The following is a 19,586-nucleotide window of genomic DNA, read 5'->3' as shown; positions in this document are numbered from 1 at the left end:
ATAGAATAATTATCATCGGACCTAAAAGTTAATAAAAAGATTAAAAAAGGATGGCAATAATAGGTGGCGATGGGTTTAATTGGGCCGAAGAAAAAAATTACCCGTTTAAGCGGCAATTTGCAGCTTCATCGCTAAATATCCTCTTCAGCTGCCGCAAACCACGCGGGTGGCTGGCCAACGTAACGACTGAATGCCACGCTGAAAGCGCTTGCGGAACGATAACCGACGCGCTCCGCCACTTCGGCCACCGCCATGCTTTTGCCGCGCAGCAGGTTTTTCGCCAGCGCCATGCGCCACGTGAGCAAATAAACCATCGGCGCTACGCCAACTGCCTCCCGGAAACGTACAAAGAAAGCTGAACGCGATAGCGCAGCAGCTTTCGCCAGTTCGGCCACCGTCCAGCTGTGTGCCGGATTAGCGTGGATAGCCCGTATCGCCGCCGCCAGTCTTTCGTCGGCTAATCCGCTCATCACGCCCGGACAAGCGTTGCATAGTGGCATCGATCGCAGCGCTTCAATGAGCAGCAACTCCAGCAATCGCTCCAGCACCACATGGCGCGCCGGACGCTGCGCACGACATTCATCCATCACCAGTTGTACCAGCGTGGTCAAGCGCGATTCGCCGCGCACATGAATAAATTGCGGCAGCAGTGAGACGATCAAACCGGCATCCGGTGCGCCGAACTGGCAATAGCCAATTAACGTCTTTACCTCAACCAGTTGATGCGGATCGCCAATAAAGTATTCGCCCGGTGCAAGCATTTGCGGCAGCGTTGCCGGCACATCGTCTGCGGGTGGTTCGGCGCTGGTCATGCAGAATTCCCATGCGGCAGGGATTAACACAAAGTCGCCCTGCTCAAGGGTAATCGCTGGAAAGCCTTTCATCTTCAATTGGGAGCGGCCTTCCAGCACCACACAATAAAATGGCTGGCCGGTTTCGCTGCGATGTACGCGCCAGTGGCCATTGGCACATGCGCGTTTTGAAAACGCGGCTTGGGGTTGTAACAGCGAAACCATCTCGGACAGCGGATCGATCATTTGGACTCCTGCGAATGAAAACCGGACGTTGTGTTGTAGTGAGTCCAGAGCGTTAACTCTATAGTGGTTGCCTACCCTAATGCAATGCAGGAGTGAAAGATGAAAACGATTCTAATCACCGGTTGTTCTTCTGGCTTTGGTCACGCCACCGCACTCTATTTCCTTGAGCGCGGCTGGAAAGTAATTGCCACTATGCGCAATCCGCGCGCCGATCTGTTTCCCGCCTCAGAAAATCTGCGCCTGCTGCCATTGGATGTCAGCGACGCTGCCAGTATTAAACAAGCCATCGCCGACGCTGGCGAAATTGATGTGCTGGTGAATAACGCCGGGATCGGGGTATTGACCTCATTGGAGGGCACGCCGATGTCGACGGTGCGCGACGTGTTTGAGACTAACACGCTCGGCACCATCGCACTGACGCAGGCTGTGCTGCCACAGTTTCGTGCGAAGAAGAGCGGTACGGTAATCAATGTGACATCGACTGTTACGCTGAAATCCCTGCCGCTGCTGGCGGTTTACACCGGCAGTAAAGCCGCGGTGAATGCCTTTACAGAATCACTGGCACACGAGCTTGAGCCATTCAATATCAAGGTGCGGCTGGTGCTGCCCGGTCTGGCGCCAACCACCGACTTTGGCAAGAATGCGAGGCCGCGCATGGAAAACACTCAGCTCGAGGCCTATCAGCCGCTGCTTGATGGCGTATTTAACGCAATGCAACAACCGCAGCCAACCACGAAAGCCGACGATGTTGCTGAAGCGGTATGGCGTGCGGCAACCGATCCTAATGCGCCGATGCGCATTCCAGCGGGTGAAGATGCGGTAGCCTTAGCTAATCAAGTCGGTTAACTGTGAATCTCGGCGACGGCCATGGTGAAAACCAGCGGCTGCGTGCCGAGGTTAGCGTAGCTGTGTGGCGCAGCGGTTTTTGCTACTGCAGAACTGCCACACGGCACTGCCAATACCTGCTCATCAACCTTCAGTGTCAATTCCCCTTGTTCGACATGCAGTAATTCGTAGGTTCGCTGTGGATGGCCCGGCGACTCAAACGCTTCGCCGGGAAACATCTGCCAATGCCACAGCTCAATCATGTCCGGCCCCTGCGTGCCCGCTAGCAAACGTGCCGTGCCGCCTTTCTCGCCCTGCCATAACACTGGAATGTCCGCTTCTGCAACCAGATGCGCCAATGGATCGGCGCTGACGTTGACAATATCCGCCACCGATAAACCCAGCGCCGCGGCTATTTTGCACAGAATAGCAATGCTAGGATTAGCACTACCTTTCTCAATTTCCACGAGCATCCCTTTACTCACTCCTGCGCGGCGCGACAGCTCATCGAGGGATAATTTTTGCTGTTGGCGGTAAGTTTTAACGCTAGTGGACACTGCAGCGCTGACAAAGTCGATATCAGCACCCACTTCGGTCATTTTATTGACTTTATTCTTCATCGGTCACTATTATGGGATAAATTAGTCATTACAGGATTATGTTATGTTCGCCTTTAACCCGTCAATCGATCCTTCCGTCTCTGCACTGGCTCCCGAGTTCACCGCGCTCAGCATTCTGGTACAGGCGGCGCCGGTATTGCATCCGCAGGTGGGAGAAGAAACGCTGGCGCGCGCCTGTCGCGATATGCTGAAGCAGGATTTCCCCTGGGCCGAGCAACATCTGGCACAGTGGGCGGAAATGTTTAAACGCTTTGGTACCAAACCCAAGCGTACGCCCTGCTCGGCGGATGCACTACGCAAACGCGTGCAGCGTGACGGTACTATGGCCGCCATCGATCCCATTGTTGATCTTTATAATGCGGTGAGCCTTCGTTTTGCCATTCCGGTTGGTGGTGAGAACGTGGCGGCTTACGCGGGTAACCCACTTTTAACGCGCGCTACTGGCAACGAGCTCTTCGATGTCTATAAAGAAGGCGTGTTAAGTCATGAATCGCCAGAGCCAGGCGAAGTGATATGGCGCGATGATACTGGCGTGACTTGCCGACGTTGGAACTGGCGACAAGGTGTCCGCACGCGTCTCAGCATTGAACAAAAGCAGATGTGGTTTGTGCTAGAGCGCTTGCCGGCCATGCCTCTGGACGCCTTGCAGCAAGCGGGCGATATGCTGGAGCACGGTATTCAACAAATGATGCCGGGTGCCAGCGTGGTGCGCAATGTGCTTAGCGCAAGCCAAAGCTAAAAGCTATGTTTGTCAAAGTAATGGTTTTAAAAATCGTTTAAGGAGAAACAGATGATAACGCGTAAAAACTACCCGCAGCTAGGTGAAGTCAAAGCGCCGTATGTACACGCGGTAAAGCATGCCGATACTTTGTATGTATCTGGCTTGACGGCCTTTGGCACGCCGGCGCAGCAGGCTGATATCGCCGCGCAAGCAGAAGCCATTTTCCAGCAGCTGCATTGCATTGCAGCAGAAGAACAGAGTTCGCTAGAGAACCTCATCAAAGTGACCATTTTTATCACTTCATTTGATGAGATCAACGCATTACGCAGCGTGCTGTTTAGGCATTATGGCGACCATCTGCCTGCCAGTTCGCTGGTGCAAATTAGCCAACTGTTTTCGCCCGAGTTGAAGATTGAAATTGAGGCGATTATCGCGCTGTAACCTGCGCCAATTTCTGCAACGCAAGCAATCCATCACGTTCAAGCCAGCTGCGCAGCGGTGCAAATAGCGGTTCAGGTAATTCCTCAGGCGCAAACCACTGCCAGCCGCGGCACTTTTCAGGCTCCATCAGCTGCGGTTCACCGCTAGCATCCTGCGCTACCATCAACAGCGTGATGTAGTGCTTGTTGACCTCGGGAAAGACATCGCTAATGAAAGCCCCGTTTTGCAACGTCCCCAGTTGCAAGCCGGTTTCCTCCAGTACCTCACGACGTGCACAGTCTTCGGGTGATTCTCCAAACTCCAGATGCCCGCCCGGCGCAGACCAGTCTCCGGCGCCGTGGCTGCCTTTACGCTGGCCCAACAACAATTTGCCATCGCGGAAAATTAAAACGCCAATACCTACCTGTGGCGACATATATGCTCCTTGTTTTCAGGTCGTCATATATGACGTAATGCCGATCAGTTAAGCGCCGGATCAAATTACCGCAACTTCCGTAGCGGCGCGATTTATCGCGCAATAAATTGCGCCGCTACAAGGTGTGCTCTCGGTAATGAGGGTTTTTATGTCTTAACTGACAACCATTACGTCATATATGACGAGCCTATGATTACACCACACCAATCAGCTGATAACCCTGCCATTCTGGGCGGAAAGGTTCACCGTTAGCCTCCGGCATGAGGTGGATATAGAGATCGCCCACTTTTTCCAGCAGCAGGCAATCATCCACGTCTTTCAGATTGTCTTTGTGCTGATGATCTGCCCCGGGCAATAGATTAGCCAAACCCTTCGCCTTGGCCTCTTTCACACTCTCCGCCACAAACAAATCGAACGCGTGCAATTCCGCCAACGTAAAAGATAAACAGGTTCACGTGGTCATTTCCTTTTGCAATCTTAAAGCGTTGCAGGCGTTATAAAACATAATGCATAGCGAAACAACGCATTCATGCTGCAACCATACTGTCTAATGCTGCGGTTTAAAACGCAGTGCCATCACCATTAGCAGCACAATGCCGGCGCTCATTATCACCCACGCACTGTCAAGTGAGGCTGCACGATCGCGTACCATTCCGGCAATCAACGGCATTAATGCCGCCAGCAGATAGCCCCCACCCTGCACAAACGATAACAAGGCACCCGCTTCTTCAGGCGTGCGCGCATGATCCAGCGTGACGATTAATGAAAGCGGGAACAGTGCGCCGATGCCCAATCCCAGCAGCAAGGTCGGCAGCCACGCCTGCTCACCACCCAGCATCAGCAAACTGAGCAGGCCTGGCAAAATCATCCCCAATACCACCAGCAATGGTCGGCGACGATCGCGAAAGCGATGAATCACAGCCGCCAGGACAAACCCTGCGACAACTTCCGTCAACGTCAATGCGCCCAGCACGTAACCGCTCTGCTCCGGCTGCCAGCCGTGCTGAATATAGAAAGGCGGCAGCCACGCGAGCACTAACGTGTAGGCGCCGGTGCCAATACCGAAGAAAATCATCAACAGCCAGGGGCGTTGCTGACCTAACGCGCCTGAACGAGGGGTGTCTGGCACGGGCGTCGTGTGGTGTGACATCACCCGCCACAGTAAAAGGGCAATCACAGCCGGCAGTGCGGGGATTGCCAGCGTTAAGCCTAAGCCTTGTGCAGTCGCCAGCGGTGCTGCAGTGGCAGCAGCGATTGCCGCACCCGCCATAATGCCAGTGGTGAATAGCGCCATTAAGGTTCCCGCTTTCGCACCAAAACGACGCTTAATCTGCGCGGGCATGAGTGCCTGAATCAAGCCAATACCGCAGCCCGCCACCAATGCACTGGTTATTAACATTACGGCTGAATGATCCACGCCGCGCGCGAGGCTGGCCAGTGCTATTAGCACTAATCCGCAGGCGATACCGCGCACTTCGCCCAGCGTACGCAGGAGCAGCGGCCCCGTCAGCGCCGCCAACCCCATCATGATCACCGGCAACGTGGTTAACAAACTGAGTTGCGTAGCGCTTAACTGGGCGTCATGCTGCAGCAGCGGGAAAAGCGGCCCCATCGCCGCCATCACTGGCCGCAAATTCAGCGCGATAATAAAAACCAGTACGGCAAACAGCCCAACCGCAGGTAAAGTACGATTCACTTTGCATCTCCTTGCACGTTAAAAGTATCTTAACGTTAAGATACTTTACTCAGGAGAAACAGCCCCTGCGCACAAAGCAACAAATTGCACGTTGGCAGGGCAACGGTGAAAAACACCTACCACGCGTAGCGGCGCAATTTATTTCGCAGAGCCTGGATGGGCATTCAGCCGTCATTGAGATGCGCGATAAATTGCGCCGCTAAGGATGATGCCAAAACGTATGAAAAGTAATGAATGGAGAAGCAGATTGGCGGATCACGTTGATTTTGTAATGGAACAGTGGGCCAGCGCTATGCCGGAGTTGGATGCGTCATCGATGGCGGTGTTTGGTCGCATGCTACGTATCATGAAACATCTGGCGAAAACGCGGGCCGATGCGCTGGCACCGTTTGGCTTTCGCGAGGGTGAGTTTGATGTGCTGGCCACGCTGCGCCGTGCGGGCGCGCCCTATCGCTTGTCACCGACGCAGCTCTATACATCATTGCTGGTGACGTCGGGTGCTATGACCAATCGGCTTAATCGACTTGAGGAAGTGGGCTCGATCGTCCGCATCGCCGATCCGGAGGATAAGCGCAGCATGCTGGTTGCGCTAACTCCCGCCGGGCAGGAGAAGATTGAGCAGGCGCTGAAAGTGCATACGCAGACGCAAAATAGCCTGCTGGCCACGTTGGATGCTTCACAGCAGCAGCAACTTGAAGGGCTATTGAGCCAATTATTGGTGGCAAGCGAAAGGTAAAATTGAGGTTGCGGATGTGTCAAATTACGAATTAATTCAGCACGTTTTCCGTTAAAGTAAGCGTCTTGCCTGGCATTCTTACGGATCAAACATGAGCAACAAATACGCCCCGTCGCAGATATTTCTGCATTGGTTGACCTTCCTGTTAGTGGCCACCGCCTATTGCACCATGGAGTTTCGTGGGTTAGCGACGCGTGGTTCGTGGCAAGGGTTTGCGATGATCATTGGTCATTTCAGCGCCGGAAGCTGTGTGCTGGTGCTAATGCTGTCGCGCATTATGCTGCGTTTTCGTCATCGCAGCCCAGCGATTGTGCCTAAGCCACCGCACTGGCAAACCGGCTTAGCACATTTGATGCATCTGGCGATTTATCTGTTTTTCATCGTGCTGCCCACGCTGGGCATTCTGTCGCGCTTCTATATGGGCCGCACCTGGTGGATTTTTGGCATCCCAATGCCGGTAAGTGGCGATCCGGACCCGGATTTTGCCGATACGCTGGCGGGCTGGCATGAAACCCTCGCGCCCTATGGTTACTGGCTGATTGGTATACACGCCCTGGCCGCGCTGGCGCACCATTATCTGTTTAAAGATAATACGCTGGTGCGCATGATGCCGTCCCGACGCTCGCGCTGATTTAAGTGACAGCGTCACGCAGGCTAAAACGTTAAGCTAAAGCTGTCATCAAGCAGAGCAAGGATCTCACTGTCCGGCAGACCATTTTCCAGCGTGATGCTGAGCCAATGCTCTTTATTCATGTGGTAAGCCGGATAGACGCCGTGCTGCTGGCGCAGCGATCCATTAAGTTCGGGGCGGGTTTTGATGTTCATCACGTCAATCATCGGTCCATCCGGTAGCCCAAGTTTGTGGCTCTCCAGCGGGAATACCAGCGCAAACCATTTGCGATGACGCGGGTGACGCAGCACTGCGTATTCGCTGTGCTTTTTCCAGGGGTAATCAGGTTCCACCTGATAATGCTGGCTGATGTAGTCGAACAGCTGTTGACGTTGCATGCATGCTCCCTGATGAATGACGTGCAAAAAAAAGCACGCGCGAAGCCATAATATTAATCAGTAAAGACTACACTGCGAATTGATTTTTTTGCGCGTCCGCTGCGCCTTAAACCAGGGAAGTGAATGATGTTTCATCTGATTTTCAGCATACCGAGCTGGTATGTCATCGCGCGGTTTTTATTCCCGCTAGCGATGCCACTGCTATTAAAAATTGTTCTCTCTCTGCTGGTGTTACTGGCTTCACAGTATCTGCTGGTCAGCCGATTTACCTCCGGCAGCATGTTCTCGCCGGAAATGCCCCGCGCGATCGTCATCCTGTTCAACTGGAGCTTTAGCGCCGTTTTGTTTCTCGCGATCACCCAGTTTGTGATTGATGTGGTGGCCTTGATCTCGCTGCTGTTCCCTCATCCGCTGGAGATAGTTCCCGCCATTCGCTATGTGGCGGCGGCGTTTGCGCTGATTCTTGCCACGGTGGGCGTCTATCAGGCCATTCGCGTTCCCCCGCTTAAAGATGTGACCATTGAGATTGATAACCTGCCCCAGGAGTTTGAGGGCTATCAACTGCTGCAGCTGACCGATATGCACATCACCAAACTGTTCAATGAGAAATGGACCCGTGCGCTGGTGACAAAAGCCATGTCGTTGAAAGTGGATATTATTCTGGTTACCGGCGATGTCATTGATGGCACACTGAATAATCGCCGAGCGGACGTGGAACCGCTGCGCAATTTACACGCACCCGATGGGGTTTTCGCCATCACCGGCAACCACGAATATTTCTTTGAACAGGAGCGCTGGACGGCCCATCTGGCCTCACTCGGATTGGAACCCTTGCTAAACCGCCACACCGTGATTAACCGCAATGGTGCAGAGCTGGTGATTGCCGGTATGCCCGATACTTCCGCCTCACGCCGAGGCGCCGTTGGCCCGGATTTGGATGTGGCGCTGGCAGGTGCGCCGGAAAATGCGCCCGTGATTCTGCTCGATCACCAACCGCGCAATGCGCGACAAAACGCGGTGAAAAAAATTGATCTGCAGCTTTCCGGCCATACGCACGGCGGTCTGATTCTGGGCTTTGATCGGTTGTTTGCTAAACCTAATGCGGGCTTTGTATCCGGCTTATATCAGGTAGAAGGCATGCAGCTTTATGTGAATAACGGCACCGCGCTTTGGCCGGGCATGGCAGTGAGATTAGGGCGTCCATCGGAGTTAACCCGCATTACGCTGCAGCGGCGACGTTAACCCGATAAGACAGGTCCGTGGTTCACGGACCTTTTTTATGCCCTGGCAGCATCCCACAATCGCATCATCTGTGCGATGCCCCGCTCAACCTCAACGAGGGGAACATTATCCCGCGCCAACGTTGAGATCCCCAGCATGAAACTGCTAAAGCTGACCGCCAGTGATAGCGTTTCCTCATTATCTTTCAGTTCTCCGCTGTGGATGCCTCTCTCAATGCAGTGTCTAATCCCTGCGCGGGTGCGCTTGCGCGACGCTTCAAGGGGTTTCAGCACGTGGCGATTTTCTTCGCTGCAGGATGACATCACGCTGAGCGCAACCATGCATCCACGCGGATGCGAAGGATCGTACTGCATTCTGGCGGAGTTCAGCAGCGCCGTCTCCAATGCCTGACGGGCGGGTAAGTCGGGATCCCACAACGCTTCTGTTACCTGAGCATGCGTTTGCAAATAACAGCTCACGGCTTCAGCGAAAAGTGCTTCTTTCGATCCAAACGCAGCATAGAAGCTTGGCGCGGTGATCCCCTTGCCTATCGACGCTTTCAGCTGCGCAAGCGAGGTGGAATCGTAGCCATTCTCCCAAAAGAGGTGCATGGCTTTCACTACCGCGTCATCCCGGTCAAATTGTCTTGGTCTGCCTGTTCTCATCATCAACACCTCCACCATATATACTAATCGATACAGAATTCATTGACAACGTACAACGCCTTTACGCAATATAAATACCGATCGATACATATATCATTTCCATGCAATGACGTTGTTCTTAATCACCTAAAGGCTTAATGATGAAATTACATAAACATGGCGAGGCACAGCAACTGCCGGTATTGGCGCTGCTGGCGCTGGCGATGGCAGGCTTTATCTGTATTCTGACGGAAACCATTCCCGCCGGTTTGCTGCCACAAATCAGTCAGGGACTTGCTATTTCGCCTGCGCTGTCGGGTCAGCTGGTTACCGCCTATGCCGCCGGTTCACTCATCGCGGCGATTCCCCTGACGCTGCTAACGCGAAGCTGGTCACGCCGCAGAGTTCTGCTGAGCACCGTGTGCGGATTTCTGGTTTTTAACACGCTCACCGCCGTATCTTCTAACATCACCCTCATTTTAATCGTGAGATTTTTAGCGGGCGCGTCTGCCGGTCTGGCATGGAGTTTGATTGCGGGCTATGCACGCAGAATGGTGATTCCGTCGCTGCAGGGACGTGCGTTAGCACTCGCCATGGTGGGCACGCCAATCGCGCTTTCATTGGGTGTTCCTGCAGGAACCTGGATGGGATCATTACTCGGATGGCGTCTTACTTTTGCCGTCATGTCTGGACTCTCGCTCGTCCTGATTGGCTGGATACTGCTGGCCGTGCCGAACTATCCCGGTCATTCCGCGAAGCAAAAAATGCCGCTCGCTGCGGTATTACGTCTGCCAGGCGTTCGCTCCGTGCTCGGTGTGGTGCTGGCGTGGATGTTGGCGCATAACATTCTCTATACCTACATCGCCCCATTTATTGCCTCGGCGGGTTTGGCGGCGCGGGTGGATTTGGTACTGCTGATCTTTGGCATTGCCGCGCTGGGCGGCATTTTCATCACCGGCAGAATCATTGATACCCATCTGCGTAAAGCGGTGCTGTTATCCCTGTCGATTTTTGCGACGGTGTCGCTGGTGTTTGGTGTGGCTACGTTAACCGCTGGCGTGATATATGCGGGAGTCGCCGTCTGGGGATTGACGTTCGGCGGTGCGGCGACGCTGCTCCAGACGGCATTAGCCGATGCCGCCGGTGACTATGCCGACGTCGCACTCTCAATGAATGTCGTGACGTGGAACAGCGCCATCGCCCTCGGCGGTTTAACCGGCGGATTGCTGCTTAAGCATGCCGGTTCCCACGCTTTCCCGTGGGCGATCCTCATATTGCTATTGGTCGCTTTGGCGATTGCTCTGCGTGCACAGCGAGGTTTCCCAGCGATCGGCAGCAGAGCTAAAGCGTCACTCAGCCCTGCCAGCGAGACTGACGTATAACGCTGCAAAAATTGAGCGGAGAGAATTCAGGCTGTTTATCCTTGATCACATCGGCTTTCACATTGCCAAATGTGGTGTCCGGTTTATGCCGGATGCCATCGTAAAAGGCCTGAATGATCTCCTCTTTAAATGCCGCTGGACGCGGGTAGCGGCTTGTCACCGCGTCTATCTGCTCATCAGCAAAATGTTCATAGCCGATGCCTAACACATCCATCTCTACCCCAGCCGTCACCAGCGCGATCTCCGGTGCCATAAACTCGGGAATTCCCGGCGTGGTGTGCAACGCAATGGCAGTCCATACCTTATCAATATCATGGGTGGAAATGCCGTAGCCCTGCAGAAAGTCGCGCGCGGCATTGGCGCCATCCACTTCAAATCGTTTATCGCAGCTGCAGTGTTCGTGCGTCAGACCTATGTCATGAAACATGCAGCCAATATAGAGCAGCTCGTTGTCGACCTTGAGCCCACGCTGTTGACCCGCCAGCGCGCCCCAGTAGTACACGCGGCTGGAGTGATTAAACAACAAGTCTGATTCTGTATCGCGGATAAATTCGGTGGCTTCGTGCGCCATTTTGCTGTCTGGAATGCGGATACCGGTGACATTCACGCTCATTTTCTCTCTCCTGTTGGTTGTGTTTTTCCAGCATAGGGCGCAAAGTGCTAGTCTCAAAGTGTCCAATTCAGATGATTAAGGACATTATGATCGTTTGAGACATGGAGAAAAGATGAATGCGACACGACATCGCGATTCTGGCGGTACCCGGCGTACAGCTGCTTGACGTTTGTGGGCCGCTGGATGTCTTTGCTGAAGCCAACCGTATTCTAAAGCGGCAGATTTATACGCCAAAAATTATCGCCATTGACGGATCACCTATTCACGCCTCATCGGGGGTGCGGTTAACCGCCGATATGATGTTGGCGGATAGCGTGAGCTATGCCCCGCACACTTTTCTTATCGCTGGCGCGCCGGGAATTGAAAATTTTTCCCCGGATGATGAAGCGCTATTGGCAATAACGCGTTTATGCCAACGCAGTGAGCGTTTTGGATCGGTATGCAGCGGAGCGCTGCTGCTGGCCCGCACCGGACTGCTGGAGGGCAAGCACGTTACCACCCACTGGGAATGTGCCGGTTTGCTGGCGGCTCTTCATCCGGGGATTATCGTAGATGCCGATGCGTTGTGCATAACCGATGGGCGGGTGCGCACCGCGGCCGGTGTCACCTCCGGCCTGGATCTCGCCTTGCGGCTGGTTGAAGAGGATCTTGGCCGAGAGGCGGCGATTGAAATTGCTGCGCATCTGGTGATGTTTTTCCGTCGCCCGGTTAATCAGACGCATTTCATGCGCGGCAGCAGCATGTCGCTGGTCGGTCGCTCGGCACTACAGGAGCTACAACGCTGGGTTATCACGCATCTGCATGCAGTAAAATCGGTGGCAATGATGGCGGAACACATGGCTATCAGTGAGCGACATCTCACGCGTCTGTTTCGCAATGAACTGGGTATCACGCCGGGGCAATGGCTTGAACGGGAGCGCGTCGCTAAAGCGAAACAGCTGCTGGAGCAAAAATCGCTGCCGGCCAAAACGTTGGCAACCGAGTGCGGCTTTTCAGGTGCCGATGTGATGCGCCGCGTTTTCAGCCGGGTAACCGGCATGACACCCTCGGCGTACAGCAAGATGAATGCGAAAAGCTAAAAGCCGGACGCGATGCCCGGCTTATCAAGTTACGTTAGGCTTTGGCAAATGCCAGCAAATCAGGGTTAATCTGCTCGGGGTTAGTGGCAAACATACCGTGGGACAAGCCCGGATAGGTTTTCAGTGTGCCCTGTTTCAGCAGCTTGATAGCCTTATGGGCAGAATCATCAATTGGCACAACCTGATCGTCCTCACCATGCAGCACCAACACCGGAACGCTTATCGCCTTTAAATCCTCGGTAAAGTCGGTTTCTGAGAATGCGGCAATACAGTCATACTGTGCTTTTGCCCCTCCTGCCATGCCCTGACGCCACCAGTTATCAATCAATCCCTGGCTGATTTTTGCTCCCGGACGATTAAAACCGTAGAACGGTCCCGCTGGCACATCGATAAAGAATTGCGCACGGTTGGATGCCAGCGCCGAGCGGAAACCGTCAAAAACAGATTTTGGTAATCCTGCTGGGTTTGCCGCCGTTTGCAGCATGATCGGTGGCACCGCGCCCATCAGTACGGCCTTCGCCACCCGACCTTTTTCGGCATGCGCCACATATCGCGCCACCTCACCGCCACCGGTTGAGTGGCCAATATGAATGGCGTTGCGTAAATCCAATGCTTTGACCAGTTCAGCTACGTCGGCAGCGTAGGTGGTCATATCATTGCCGTTATCCGTTTGATCGGAACGCCCGTGTCCGCGGCGATCGTGGGCAATAACGCGATACCCTTCGGCTAAGAAGAATAACATTTGGTTATCCCAGTCATCGGCGCTTAAGGGCCAGCCGTGATGGAACACCACCGGTTGCGCATTTTTTGGACCCCAATCTTTATAAAAAATCCGGGTGCCGTCTTGGGTAGTGATGATGCCGTTGCTCATTTTAGAATCTCCAGACTGTGATGATAAAAGGGTTAAACCGTTGGCAAGGGCCGAATGAGAAAGCCCGATACTGGCTGAGAGCGTACCGCTCAGAATCAGTAACCCTCGCCGGGAAATAGCTAACTGTTCAATCGCTGCGCCTGACATAAATGTTCCTTTACGGTTTTCGTTAGTCACTGTTGCTGTTCGATGAGCGTATTGTCAGGCACAAGACGATTCGTTAACATTGTCATATATGACACATTAAGGGCCTTAAGTGACAAAGTATGAACACACCTGAAAACAACGTTGTGGCGGAAGTGGGCTTAGTGATTTATCCCGATAGCCAGCTCGCCGCTGTCTATGGTCTGACGGATATGTTCAGGATCGCCGCAGATTGGGCGGTGAATATTTCTGGTGAAGAGCGTAAACGCGCTATTCGGGTATCGCATTGGCAGAACGATACGACAGCTAGCAACATGTTATGCGTGTGGGATAGCCATCCCGATCTGCCACATCGATTGAGCCATGTGATTGCGCCGCCAAGCCTGGTGGTCCCTGAAAAAATGGTGCCGATGAAGGTGCCAGCCAACTGGATGAGCGAGAGATACAACGAGGGGGTAACGCTTTGCTCTGTGTGCGCCGGGGCGTTTGTGCTCGCAGAAACCGGGCTTATTGACCATCGCCGCGCGACTACGCACTGGGCGTTTGCGCAAACGCTGTCGGAGCGATTTCCGGCGGTTGATGTCGCGGCAGAAAATATGGTGATTGACGATGGTGATATTATTACCGCCGGCGGGATCCTGGCCTGGACCGACTTGGGCCTGACGCTAATTGAAAAAATATTGGGCACCGGTACCATGCTGGCCACCTCGCGGTTTCTGTTAGTCGATCCACCGCGCCGTGAACAAAGCACTTACTCCGCGTTCATTCCCAATTTTGATCACGGCGATAGCCCAATATTGCGCGCTCAGCATCACCTCCATGCCCATTTTGCCGATCAGCACAGCATTGATACGCTTTCCGTTCTGGCCAACATGACACCGCGCACTTTTCTGCGTCATTTCCAAAAGGCGACCGGCCTACGCCCAACGGATTACGTGCAGCAGGTACGTATTATGAAAGCGCGCGATGCGCTGGAACTCTCCAATCGCTCGGTCGAACAAATTGCATGGGAGGTCGGCTACACCGATCCTTCCGCTTTCCGCAAAATTTTTCGCAAACTCACCGGCGTAACGCCTGGCCAGTATCGGCAAAGATTTGGCACCCAATAGCGGGTGCCAAATAGTGTTGGTCACGGATAACTAACTGAGCTGGAAACGTCCGACGGTATGCGCCAGCTGCGATGCCTGATCTTCCAGCGAACTGGCAGCGGCTGACATCTCCTGCACTAGCGCGGCGTTCTGCTGCGTGGTGCTGTCCATCTCGTTCACCGCAATCGTTACCTGACTGATACCGCGCGCCTGCTCATCGGAGGCAATCACGATTTCGCCGATAATGGTGCGCACCGAGTTCACCGCCTGGGTCATCTCTTGCATGGTTCTGCCGGCGTCCTGCACCTGCTGCACGCCGCTGCCAACGCGCTGGGTGGATTCTTCAATCAGTACCGCAATATCCTTCACCGCATTGGCACTGCGCTGTGCCAGATTACGCACTTCCGACGCTACCACGGCAAAACCGCGCCCTTGTTCACCGGCGCGTGCGGCTTCTACCGCGGCGTTAAGCGCCAGGATATTGGTTTGGAACGCGATGCTGTTGATGATGGCGGTGATGTCGCCAATTTTTTTCGCGCTGTCGTCAATCTGCGCCATGGTTTGCACCACCTGACCTACCAGCGTTTCACCACGGCTGGCAATATGCGTTGCATTGTCGGTGAGCGTGGTAGCCTGATGCGCATTGGTGGCGTTGTGTTTCACCGTGGCGGTGATCTGCTCCATGCTGGCGGCGGTTTGTTCCAGCGCGGCCGCTTGCTGTTCAGTGCGTGATGCCAGATTGAGGTTGCCGCTGGCGATTTCACCTGCGCCCTGACGCACCGACGAACTGGCATCCTGAATCTGACCAACAATCTCACGCAGCTGGTTTTGCATAGTATGCAGTGCATAGAACAAGCTGCTGTTATCACGTGCTTTCAGCGTAATCACGTTATCCAGCCTGCCATCTGCCACGGCCAGCGCGATGGTTGCGGCTTCCAGCGGTTCGCCACCAATCGGTTTCAGCACTTTGCGACTGAACAGCACGCCAAGCAGCGAGCACACCACCAGAATGCTGATCACCATCAGAATTACCGCGTTGACCAGCTGATGATGGGCGGCCGCCATCACTTTGCTCACAGGCGCAACCACGCCGAGATACCATTTCTGATCGCTGTTACCAATCACCACCGGTTGCCAGGTCACCAGCGCATCTTCTCCCAGCAGCGCATCGTGCTGTTTCATTACGCTGTTGCTGAAGTTGTTGGTTACGCCTTTCCACGCCTTGCTGGTCTGGCTTTTATCGGGATATGAAACCACGTTGCCCGCGCTGGAGAGCAGCATCGCATAGCCGCTGCCTTCCCAAGGTTTGATTTTATTGACCTTCTCCTGCAGCGAGGCCAGCGAAATATCGGAGGTCACCACCCCCCATAATTTTCCCTGGCTAACGATGGGCGCAGCCACCGAGGTCAGCAACGTGGGTACGCCGTTATAAGCGTAGCTGTAGGGCTCAATCAGCATGTCCTTCTGGCTTTTTTGCGGCAGCAAATAGTAGTCGCCCTGGCCGGGCGTAAAGATCGAAGTCAGCGGATGCATGTTGAAATTGCCGGACTGATCGCGATCAACAAAGAAGGCGTAGCGCCCCTTTGGTGCTGCACCCGGCTGCGTGGCGAACTCAGCGTCGCGCCCATCAAAGGCGTTTTCTTCGAAAATCACCGAGATCGACAAATAATCGGGATTGTCACGTAGCGCCGATTCCATCACTTTATCGGCCACCTTGCGGTCCTGGATCCCCGCACCGGGTAAAGCAATCAGGCTATGACCGAGATTGTGGGCGACGTCACGTGCATAGCTGAGCTGTTGCTGAATTTGCAGCGCCTGGCTCTGCGCGATCTGCTGCAGGTAATTTTCCGCCAGCGACTGTTGCTCATTGCTGGATTGCCAGCTCAGGACGCCGATGGTGACGGCGAAGCCGAGCGTGATCGTTAAGGCGCCCGTCAGCAGCATCTGCGTGCGGGTGCTCATGGTTTTCTTATGTGATGCGTGTTTGGCCATTATGGCGCTCCTGGAGTTGACACTTTTCGGTAGAAAAAGAACCACTCCCTGTGCGCGTACATCCCTTTGAAGAGTCTATCGGCGGACGGCGCGGGAACTTGATGGTGAAGGAGGTCGGATCAGCGTGCTGCGAGGTGACTAATTACCGGGAAAACCCGGTGCGCATAAATGCGCACCCTACAAAATCAGGATAAATAACCGTAGGGTCGCCATTTATGGCGACCGGCATCAGGCCAGAGCCCAATGCCGGTTTTTTACTTAAGCGTTATTTCTTCTCTGGCAACGCGTAGGCCAGCACGTAATCGCCGACCGGCGTTTCCATAAAGTGGTGCCCTGCCGCGACAATCACCAGATATTCACGCCCGTTCTGGGTATAGATCATCGGATTCGCCTGGCCGCCTGCCGGCAGTTCGGTGCTCCACACCTGCTTGCCGGTTTGCATATCGATAGCGCGAATCAAATCGTCGGTGGCAGCCGCAACAAAGATCAAACCACTTGACGTCACAACTGAACCACCATTGTTTGGCGTACCAATATTAATCGGCAAGCCGGTGGGTAATCCGAACGGGCCATTGCGACGTGCGGTGCCGAGTGGACGGTCCCAAATCGTGCGACCATCACGCATATCGATTGCGCGAATGCCGCCGTAAGGTGGCTCTTTACACAGCATGCCGGTGAACGGTAAACGCCAGCCCGCATTCACGTTAACGGCGTAAGGCACGCCGATTTGAGGATCGCCCGCGCCTTCCGCATGGCCTTCATCGTGTGGATTATAAGGAACTTCATCGCGCGGTTTCCAGCCAAGCGCATCCGCTTTGGCACGCGGCACCAGAATGTTGTAGTTCGGCATATCGTTGTAGTTAGCAATGATAATGCCGCGCGTGGGATCAACGGCCACGCTGCCCCAGTCGGAACCGCCGTTGTAGCCCGGATATTCAATCGAATGGCGATCGGCTTCCGGCGGCGTATATTGTCCCCGGTAGCTCGCCTTCTGGAACTGAATGCGGCATACCAGCTGATCGATCGGCGTTAATCCCCACATATCCTGCGGCGTCAGATCCGGCTTGCTCAGATGGTGGAACAGTGAGTAAGGCTGCGTCGGCGAGCGCTGATCCGGCTCAATACCGCCGCCAGTGACTTTACGCTCTTCAACGCCAAACAGTGATTTACCGGTGCGGCGGTCCAGAACATAAATTTCACCCTGCTTGGTCGGCATAATGATCGCCGGGGTTTTGCCGCCGTTCTTATCCGGATAATCCACCAGCGTTGGCTGCGAACCAGGATCGTAATCCCACACGTCTTTGTGTGCGGTCTGGAATGACCACGCGGGTAAACCGGTGTCAATATTCAACGCGGTGAGTGAAACGGAGTACTTATTCTCGGCAGGCGTACGCGTGCCGCTCCAGTAGTCACCCGAGGCATTACCCACCGGCAAATACACCAAGCCAAGCTTGTCGTCACCGGTGAACGAGGTCCAGACATCAGGCGAACCGCGCTTATAGGCGTTAGGACCTTTTTTCGGTGTGGCGGTATCCGGTGAAGCAGGATCCCACGCCCATTTCAGCTGACCGGTGCGCACGTCATACGCTTTGATGACACCCGGAGGACCAAATGCGCGTTGCCCATCAATGGTCTGGTGCGCCACAACTAAGGTGTCACGAATGACCACCGGCGCGGAGTTAATCGCCACATAGCCATCGTAGGTCTCGCCCATATCTTCGGCGAGGTTCACCGTGCCCTGATTACCGAAGCTACGGCAAATCTCACCGGTTTTTGCATTGAGTTCGATAATGCGCGCATCCAGCGTACCGAGAATAATGCGCTGCTGGCAGTCGCTGTTATCACCCGCAGGCGAAGCGGCCACTGCGCTGTCTTGTCCCGTGGTGATATGGCTATTGGTTTGGCTGTCATACCACGTCAAACCACGACAGGCCGCAGTGTAAGGAATGGATTTGTCGCTGACTTTCGGATCAAAGTGCCACTTCTCTTTACCGGTGCTGGCATCCAACGCAAACACCATATTGCGCGCGGTACAGGTATACAGCGTATCGCCCACTTTGATAGGTGTGTTTTCGCCGCCCCAACGTGCTTTGGGCAGATCGCCGGTACGGAACTGCCATGCCAGCTTAAGATCTTTGACGTTATCTGGCGTTATCTGGCTGGCATTGACGAAGCGCTGTGACGCCAGCGAACCGCCGTAGGTATACCAATCTCCACTGTCCGGTGTAGAGGCTTTGCCGCTGCCGGTATCCGCCATAAAGTTGGCCGATCCCGCCGCCGGAACATCAGTTGCAGGCGTTTCGTTTAACGGCGCAAACGGCAGCGCTGCCGCCACGATAAAGGCAAGAATTAATACACTGGCCAGTACACGCGATGCGCCACGGCTTACGCGCGGCGCCAGGTTGGGTAACTGGAAGGCGAACCAGATGCCAAGTATCAGCATTAATGCAAAGCGCGGTACCCAGCGCCAATAGTCAAGCCCGGACTCATAGATGGTCCAGATCAAGGTGCCGACAAACACCAGCGCAAACCAGCCTGCGCCGCTGCTTCGCTTCATAAAAATCAGCACCGCAGAGATAATCAATCCTATCCCTGCCAACAGGTAATACCAACTGCCACCCAAGGCGACCAGCCAACCGCCGCCTCCCGCCAGTGCAATGCCCAACAGCAGCAAAACCACGGCGAATATTCTATTCCAGAGCGAAAGCCTGGCTATTCGATTTGCGATGTTCAAAATAAGTTTCCCTTTGCCATTAATAATTACCGGTATAAATTTTTTTAAACTCCGCTGTAAATTCTAGAATTCATTCGCCATTTCGCCGGATTTATTGGTAAATACGCGTGCGATTCGGCACTTTTTATCCGCTTAATTTCCCTATAGTTTCCGGGATAAATTTGAATAGCGCGTCACCGATATTACTTTTGCCGAAATTTTTGTAATTACTGATTCTCTCTCATCACCAACCCGCTCCTTTCCTTCTGGTTAATGAGCCGATTACAGGCTATTATTCAGCTCACTAACTGAGCCGAATAGCATCGCTATTCAACTCATG

At 54.2% G+C, this 19,586-nt stretch carries 19 protein-coding genes and 1 pseudogene; 9 read left to right on the top strand and 11 right to left on the bottom strand.

Annotation, left to right across the window (positions count from 1 at the left end; translation table 11 throughout):
• Positions 1-131: 131 nt before the first annotated feature.
• Positions 132-1,037: an AraC family transcriptional regulator gene (locus AC07WB_RS20775; protein ID WP_494941215.1), complete on the bottom strand. Its 906-nt coding sequence runs from the start codon at positions 1,035-1,037 to the stop codon at positions 132-134.
• A 99-nt stretch (positions 1,038-1,136) separates the two neighbouring features.
• On the opposite strand from AC07WB_RS20775, the gene AC07WB_RS20770 reads away from it, so the two are divergent.
• Positions 1,137-1,883 carry an SDR family oxidoreductase gene (locus AC07WB_RS20770; protein ID WP_345830023.1) on the top strand — a complete coding sequence of 249 codons (747 nt, stop codon included), beginning with the start codon at positions 1,137-1,139 and terminating at the stop codon, positions 1,881-1,883.
• Here the strand turns inward: AC07WB_RS20770 and AC07WB_RS20765 are convergent.
• A complete protein-coding gene (locus AC07WB_RS20765) occupies positions 1,880-2,482 on the bottom strand; it encodes a helix-turn-helix domain-containing protein (RefSeq protein ID WP_494941214.1) in 603 nt (200 codons plus the stop codon). The genes AC07WB_RS20770 and AC07WB_RS20765 overlap by 4 nt on opposite strands.
• Positions 2,483-2,525: 43 nt before the next feature.
• Between AC07WB_RS20765 and AC07WB_RS20760 the strand changes: the two genes are divergently transcribed.
• Together AC07WB_RS20760 and AC07WB_RS20755 are read left to right on the top strand one after the other, a co-directional pair.
• Entirely contained in the window at positions 2,526-3,221 is a 696-nt protein-coding gene (locus AC07WB_RS20760) for a B3/B4 domain-containing protein (RefSeq protein WP_400457854.1), read from the top strand.
• Positions 3,222-3,272: 51 nt separating this feature from the next.
• Entirely contained in the window at positions 3,273-3,644 is a 372-nt protein-coding gene (locus AC07WB_RS20755) for a RidA family protein (RefSeq protein WP_494941213.1), read from the top strand.
• Here AC07WB_RS20755 and AC07WB_RS20750 read toward each other — a convergent pair.
• From AC07WB_RS20750 to AC07WB_RS20740, 3 genes and pseudogenes are all read right to left on the bottom strand, one after another.
• The gene (locus AC07WB_RS20750; protein ID WP_494941212.1) at positions 3,631-4,059 is read right to left on the bottom strand and encodes a nucleotide triphosphate diphosphatase NUDT15; all 429 of its coding nucleotides are present in this window, start codon (positions 4,057-4,059) and stop codon (positions 3,631-3,633) included. The two genes, AC07WB_RS20755 and AC07WB_RS20750, sit on opposite strands and share 14 nt — an antisense overlap.
• Positions 4,060-4,252: 193 nt before the next feature.
• Positions 4,253-4,495 (bottom strand): annotated as a pseudogene (locus AC07WB_RS20745) (DUF1543 domain-containing protein); the annotation flags it as partial.
• Between the two features lie 111 nt (positions 4,496-4,606).
• On the bottom strand, positions 4,607-5,755 hold the full coding sequence (locus tag AC07WB_RS20740) for an MFS transporter (protein WP_097097809.1): 1,149 nt from the start codon (positions 5,753-5,755) through the stop codon (positions 4,607-4,609).
• Between the two features lie 247 nt (positions 5,756-6,002).
• On the opposite strand from AC07WB_RS20740, the gene AC07WB_RS20735 reads away from it, so the two are divergent.
• A complete protein-coding gene (locus tag AC07WB_RS20735; protein WP_494941211.1) occupies positions 6,003-6,491 on the top strand; it encodes a MarR family winged helix-turn-helix transcriptional regulator in 489 nt (162 codons plus the stop codon).
• A gap of 91 nt (positions 6,492-6,582) precedes the next feature.
• A complete protein-coding gene (gene cybB, locus AC07WB_RS20730; RefSeq protein WP_345830031.1) occupies positions 6,583-7,122 on the top strand; it encodes a cytochrome b561 in 540 nt (179 codons plus the stop codon).
• Positions 7,123-7,145: 23 nt separating this feature from the next.
• On the opposite strand, the gene AC07WB_RS20725 is transcribed toward cybB, so the two are convergent.
• Entirely contained in the window at positions 7,146-7,499 is a 354-nt protein-coding gene (locus tag AC07WB_RS20725) for an MmcQ/YjbR family DNA-binding protein (RefSeq protein ID WP_097097805.1), read from the bottom strand.
• Between the two features lie 126 nt (positions 7,500-7,625).
• Between AC07WB_RS20725 and AC07WB_RS20720 the strand changes: the two genes are divergently transcribed.
• Positions 7,626-8,741: a metallophosphoesterase gene (locus tag AC07WB_RS20720; protein ID WP_494941210.1), complete on the top strand. Its 1,116-nt coding sequence runs from the start codon at positions 7,626-7,628 to the stop codon at positions 8,739-8,741.
• Positions 8,742-8,776: 35 nt separating this feature from the next.
• Here AC07WB_RS20720 and AC07WB_RS20715 read toward each other — a convergent pair whose 3' ends face one another.
• Positions 8,777-9,388 (bottom strand): TetR/AcrR family transcriptional regulator, encoded by a 612-nt coding sequence (locus AC07WB_RS20715; protein WP_494941209.1) that lies wholly within the window; start codon positions 9,386-9,388, stop codon positions 8,777-8,779.
• 137 nt (positions 9,389-9,525) lie between these two features.
• Between AC07WB_RS20715 and AC07WB_RS20710 the strand changes: the two genes are divergently transcribed.
• Positions 9,526-10,746 carry an MFS transporter gene (locus AC07WB_RS20710; RefSeq protein ID WP_494941208.1) on the top strand — a complete coding sequence of 407 codons (1,221 nt, stop codon included), beginning with the start codon at positions 9,526-9,528 and terminating at the stop codon, positions 10,744-10,746.
• Here AC07WB_RS20710 and AC07WB_RS20705 read toward each other — a convergent pair.
• Positions 10,718-11,359, bottom strand: a complete 642-nt coding sequence (locus AC07WB_RS20705; protein ID WP_494941207.1) for an HD domain-containing protein — start codon at positions 11,357-11,359, stop codon at positions 10,718-10,720. The two genes, AC07WB_RS20710 and AC07WB_RS20705, sit on opposite strands and share 29 nt — an antisense overlap.
• A gap of 116 nt (positions 11,360-11,475) precedes the next feature.
• On the opposite strand from AC07WB_RS20705, the gene AC07WB_RS20700 reads away from it, so the two are divergent.
• Positions 11,476-12,438 carry a GlxA family transcriptional regulator gene (locus AC07WB_RS20700; RefSeq protein ID WP_494941206.1) on the top strand — a complete coding sequence of 321 codons (963 nt, stop codon included), beginning with the start codon at positions 11,476-11,478 and terminating at the stop codon, positions 12,436-12,438.
• A gap of 34 nt (positions 12,439-12,472) precedes the next feature.
• Here the strand turns inward: AC07WB_RS20700 and AC07WB_RS20695 are convergent, their stop codons facing one another.
• A complete protein-coding gene (locus AC07WB_RS20695; protein ID WP_400457868.1) occupies positions 12,473-13,309 on the bottom strand; it encodes an alpha/beta fold hydrolase in 837 nt (278 codons plus the stop codon).
• 266 nt (positions 13,310-13,575) lie between these two features.
• Between AC07WB_RS20695 and AC07WB_RS20690 the strand changes: the two genes are divergently transcribed.
• Positions 13,576-14,562: a GlxA family transcriptional regulator gene (locus AC07WB_RS20690; RefSeq protein WP_494941205.1), complete on the top strand. Its 987-nt coding sequence runs from the start codon at positions 13,576-13,578 to the stop codon at positions 14,560-14,562.
• Between the two features lie 30 nt (positions 14,563-14,592).
• On the opposite strand, the gene AC07WB_RS20685 is transcribed toward AC07WB_RS20690, so the two are convergent.
• Positions 14,593-16,533 (bottom strand): methyl-accepting chemotaxis protein, encoded by a 1,941-nt coding sequence (locus AC07WB_RS20685; protein WP_494941204.1) that lies wholly within the window; start codon positions 16,531-16,533, stop codon positions 14,593-14,595.
• Positions 16,534-16,798: 265 nt separating this feature from the next.
• Positions 16,799-19,267 carry a membrane-bound PQQ-dependent dehydrogenase, glucose/quinate/shikimate family gene (locus AC07WB_RS20680; RefSeq protein ID WP_320204518.1) on the bottom strand — a complete coding sequence of 823 codons (2,469 nt, stop codon included), beginning with the start codon at positions 19,265-19,267 and terminating at the stop codon, positions 16,799-16,801.
• Positions 19,268-19,586: the final 319 nt, after the last annotated feature.

This window comes from Pantoea sp. GW821-FHT03E06 (assembly GCF_059420725.1).
This window is presented reverse-complemented; position numbering and strand designations above follow the sequence as displayed.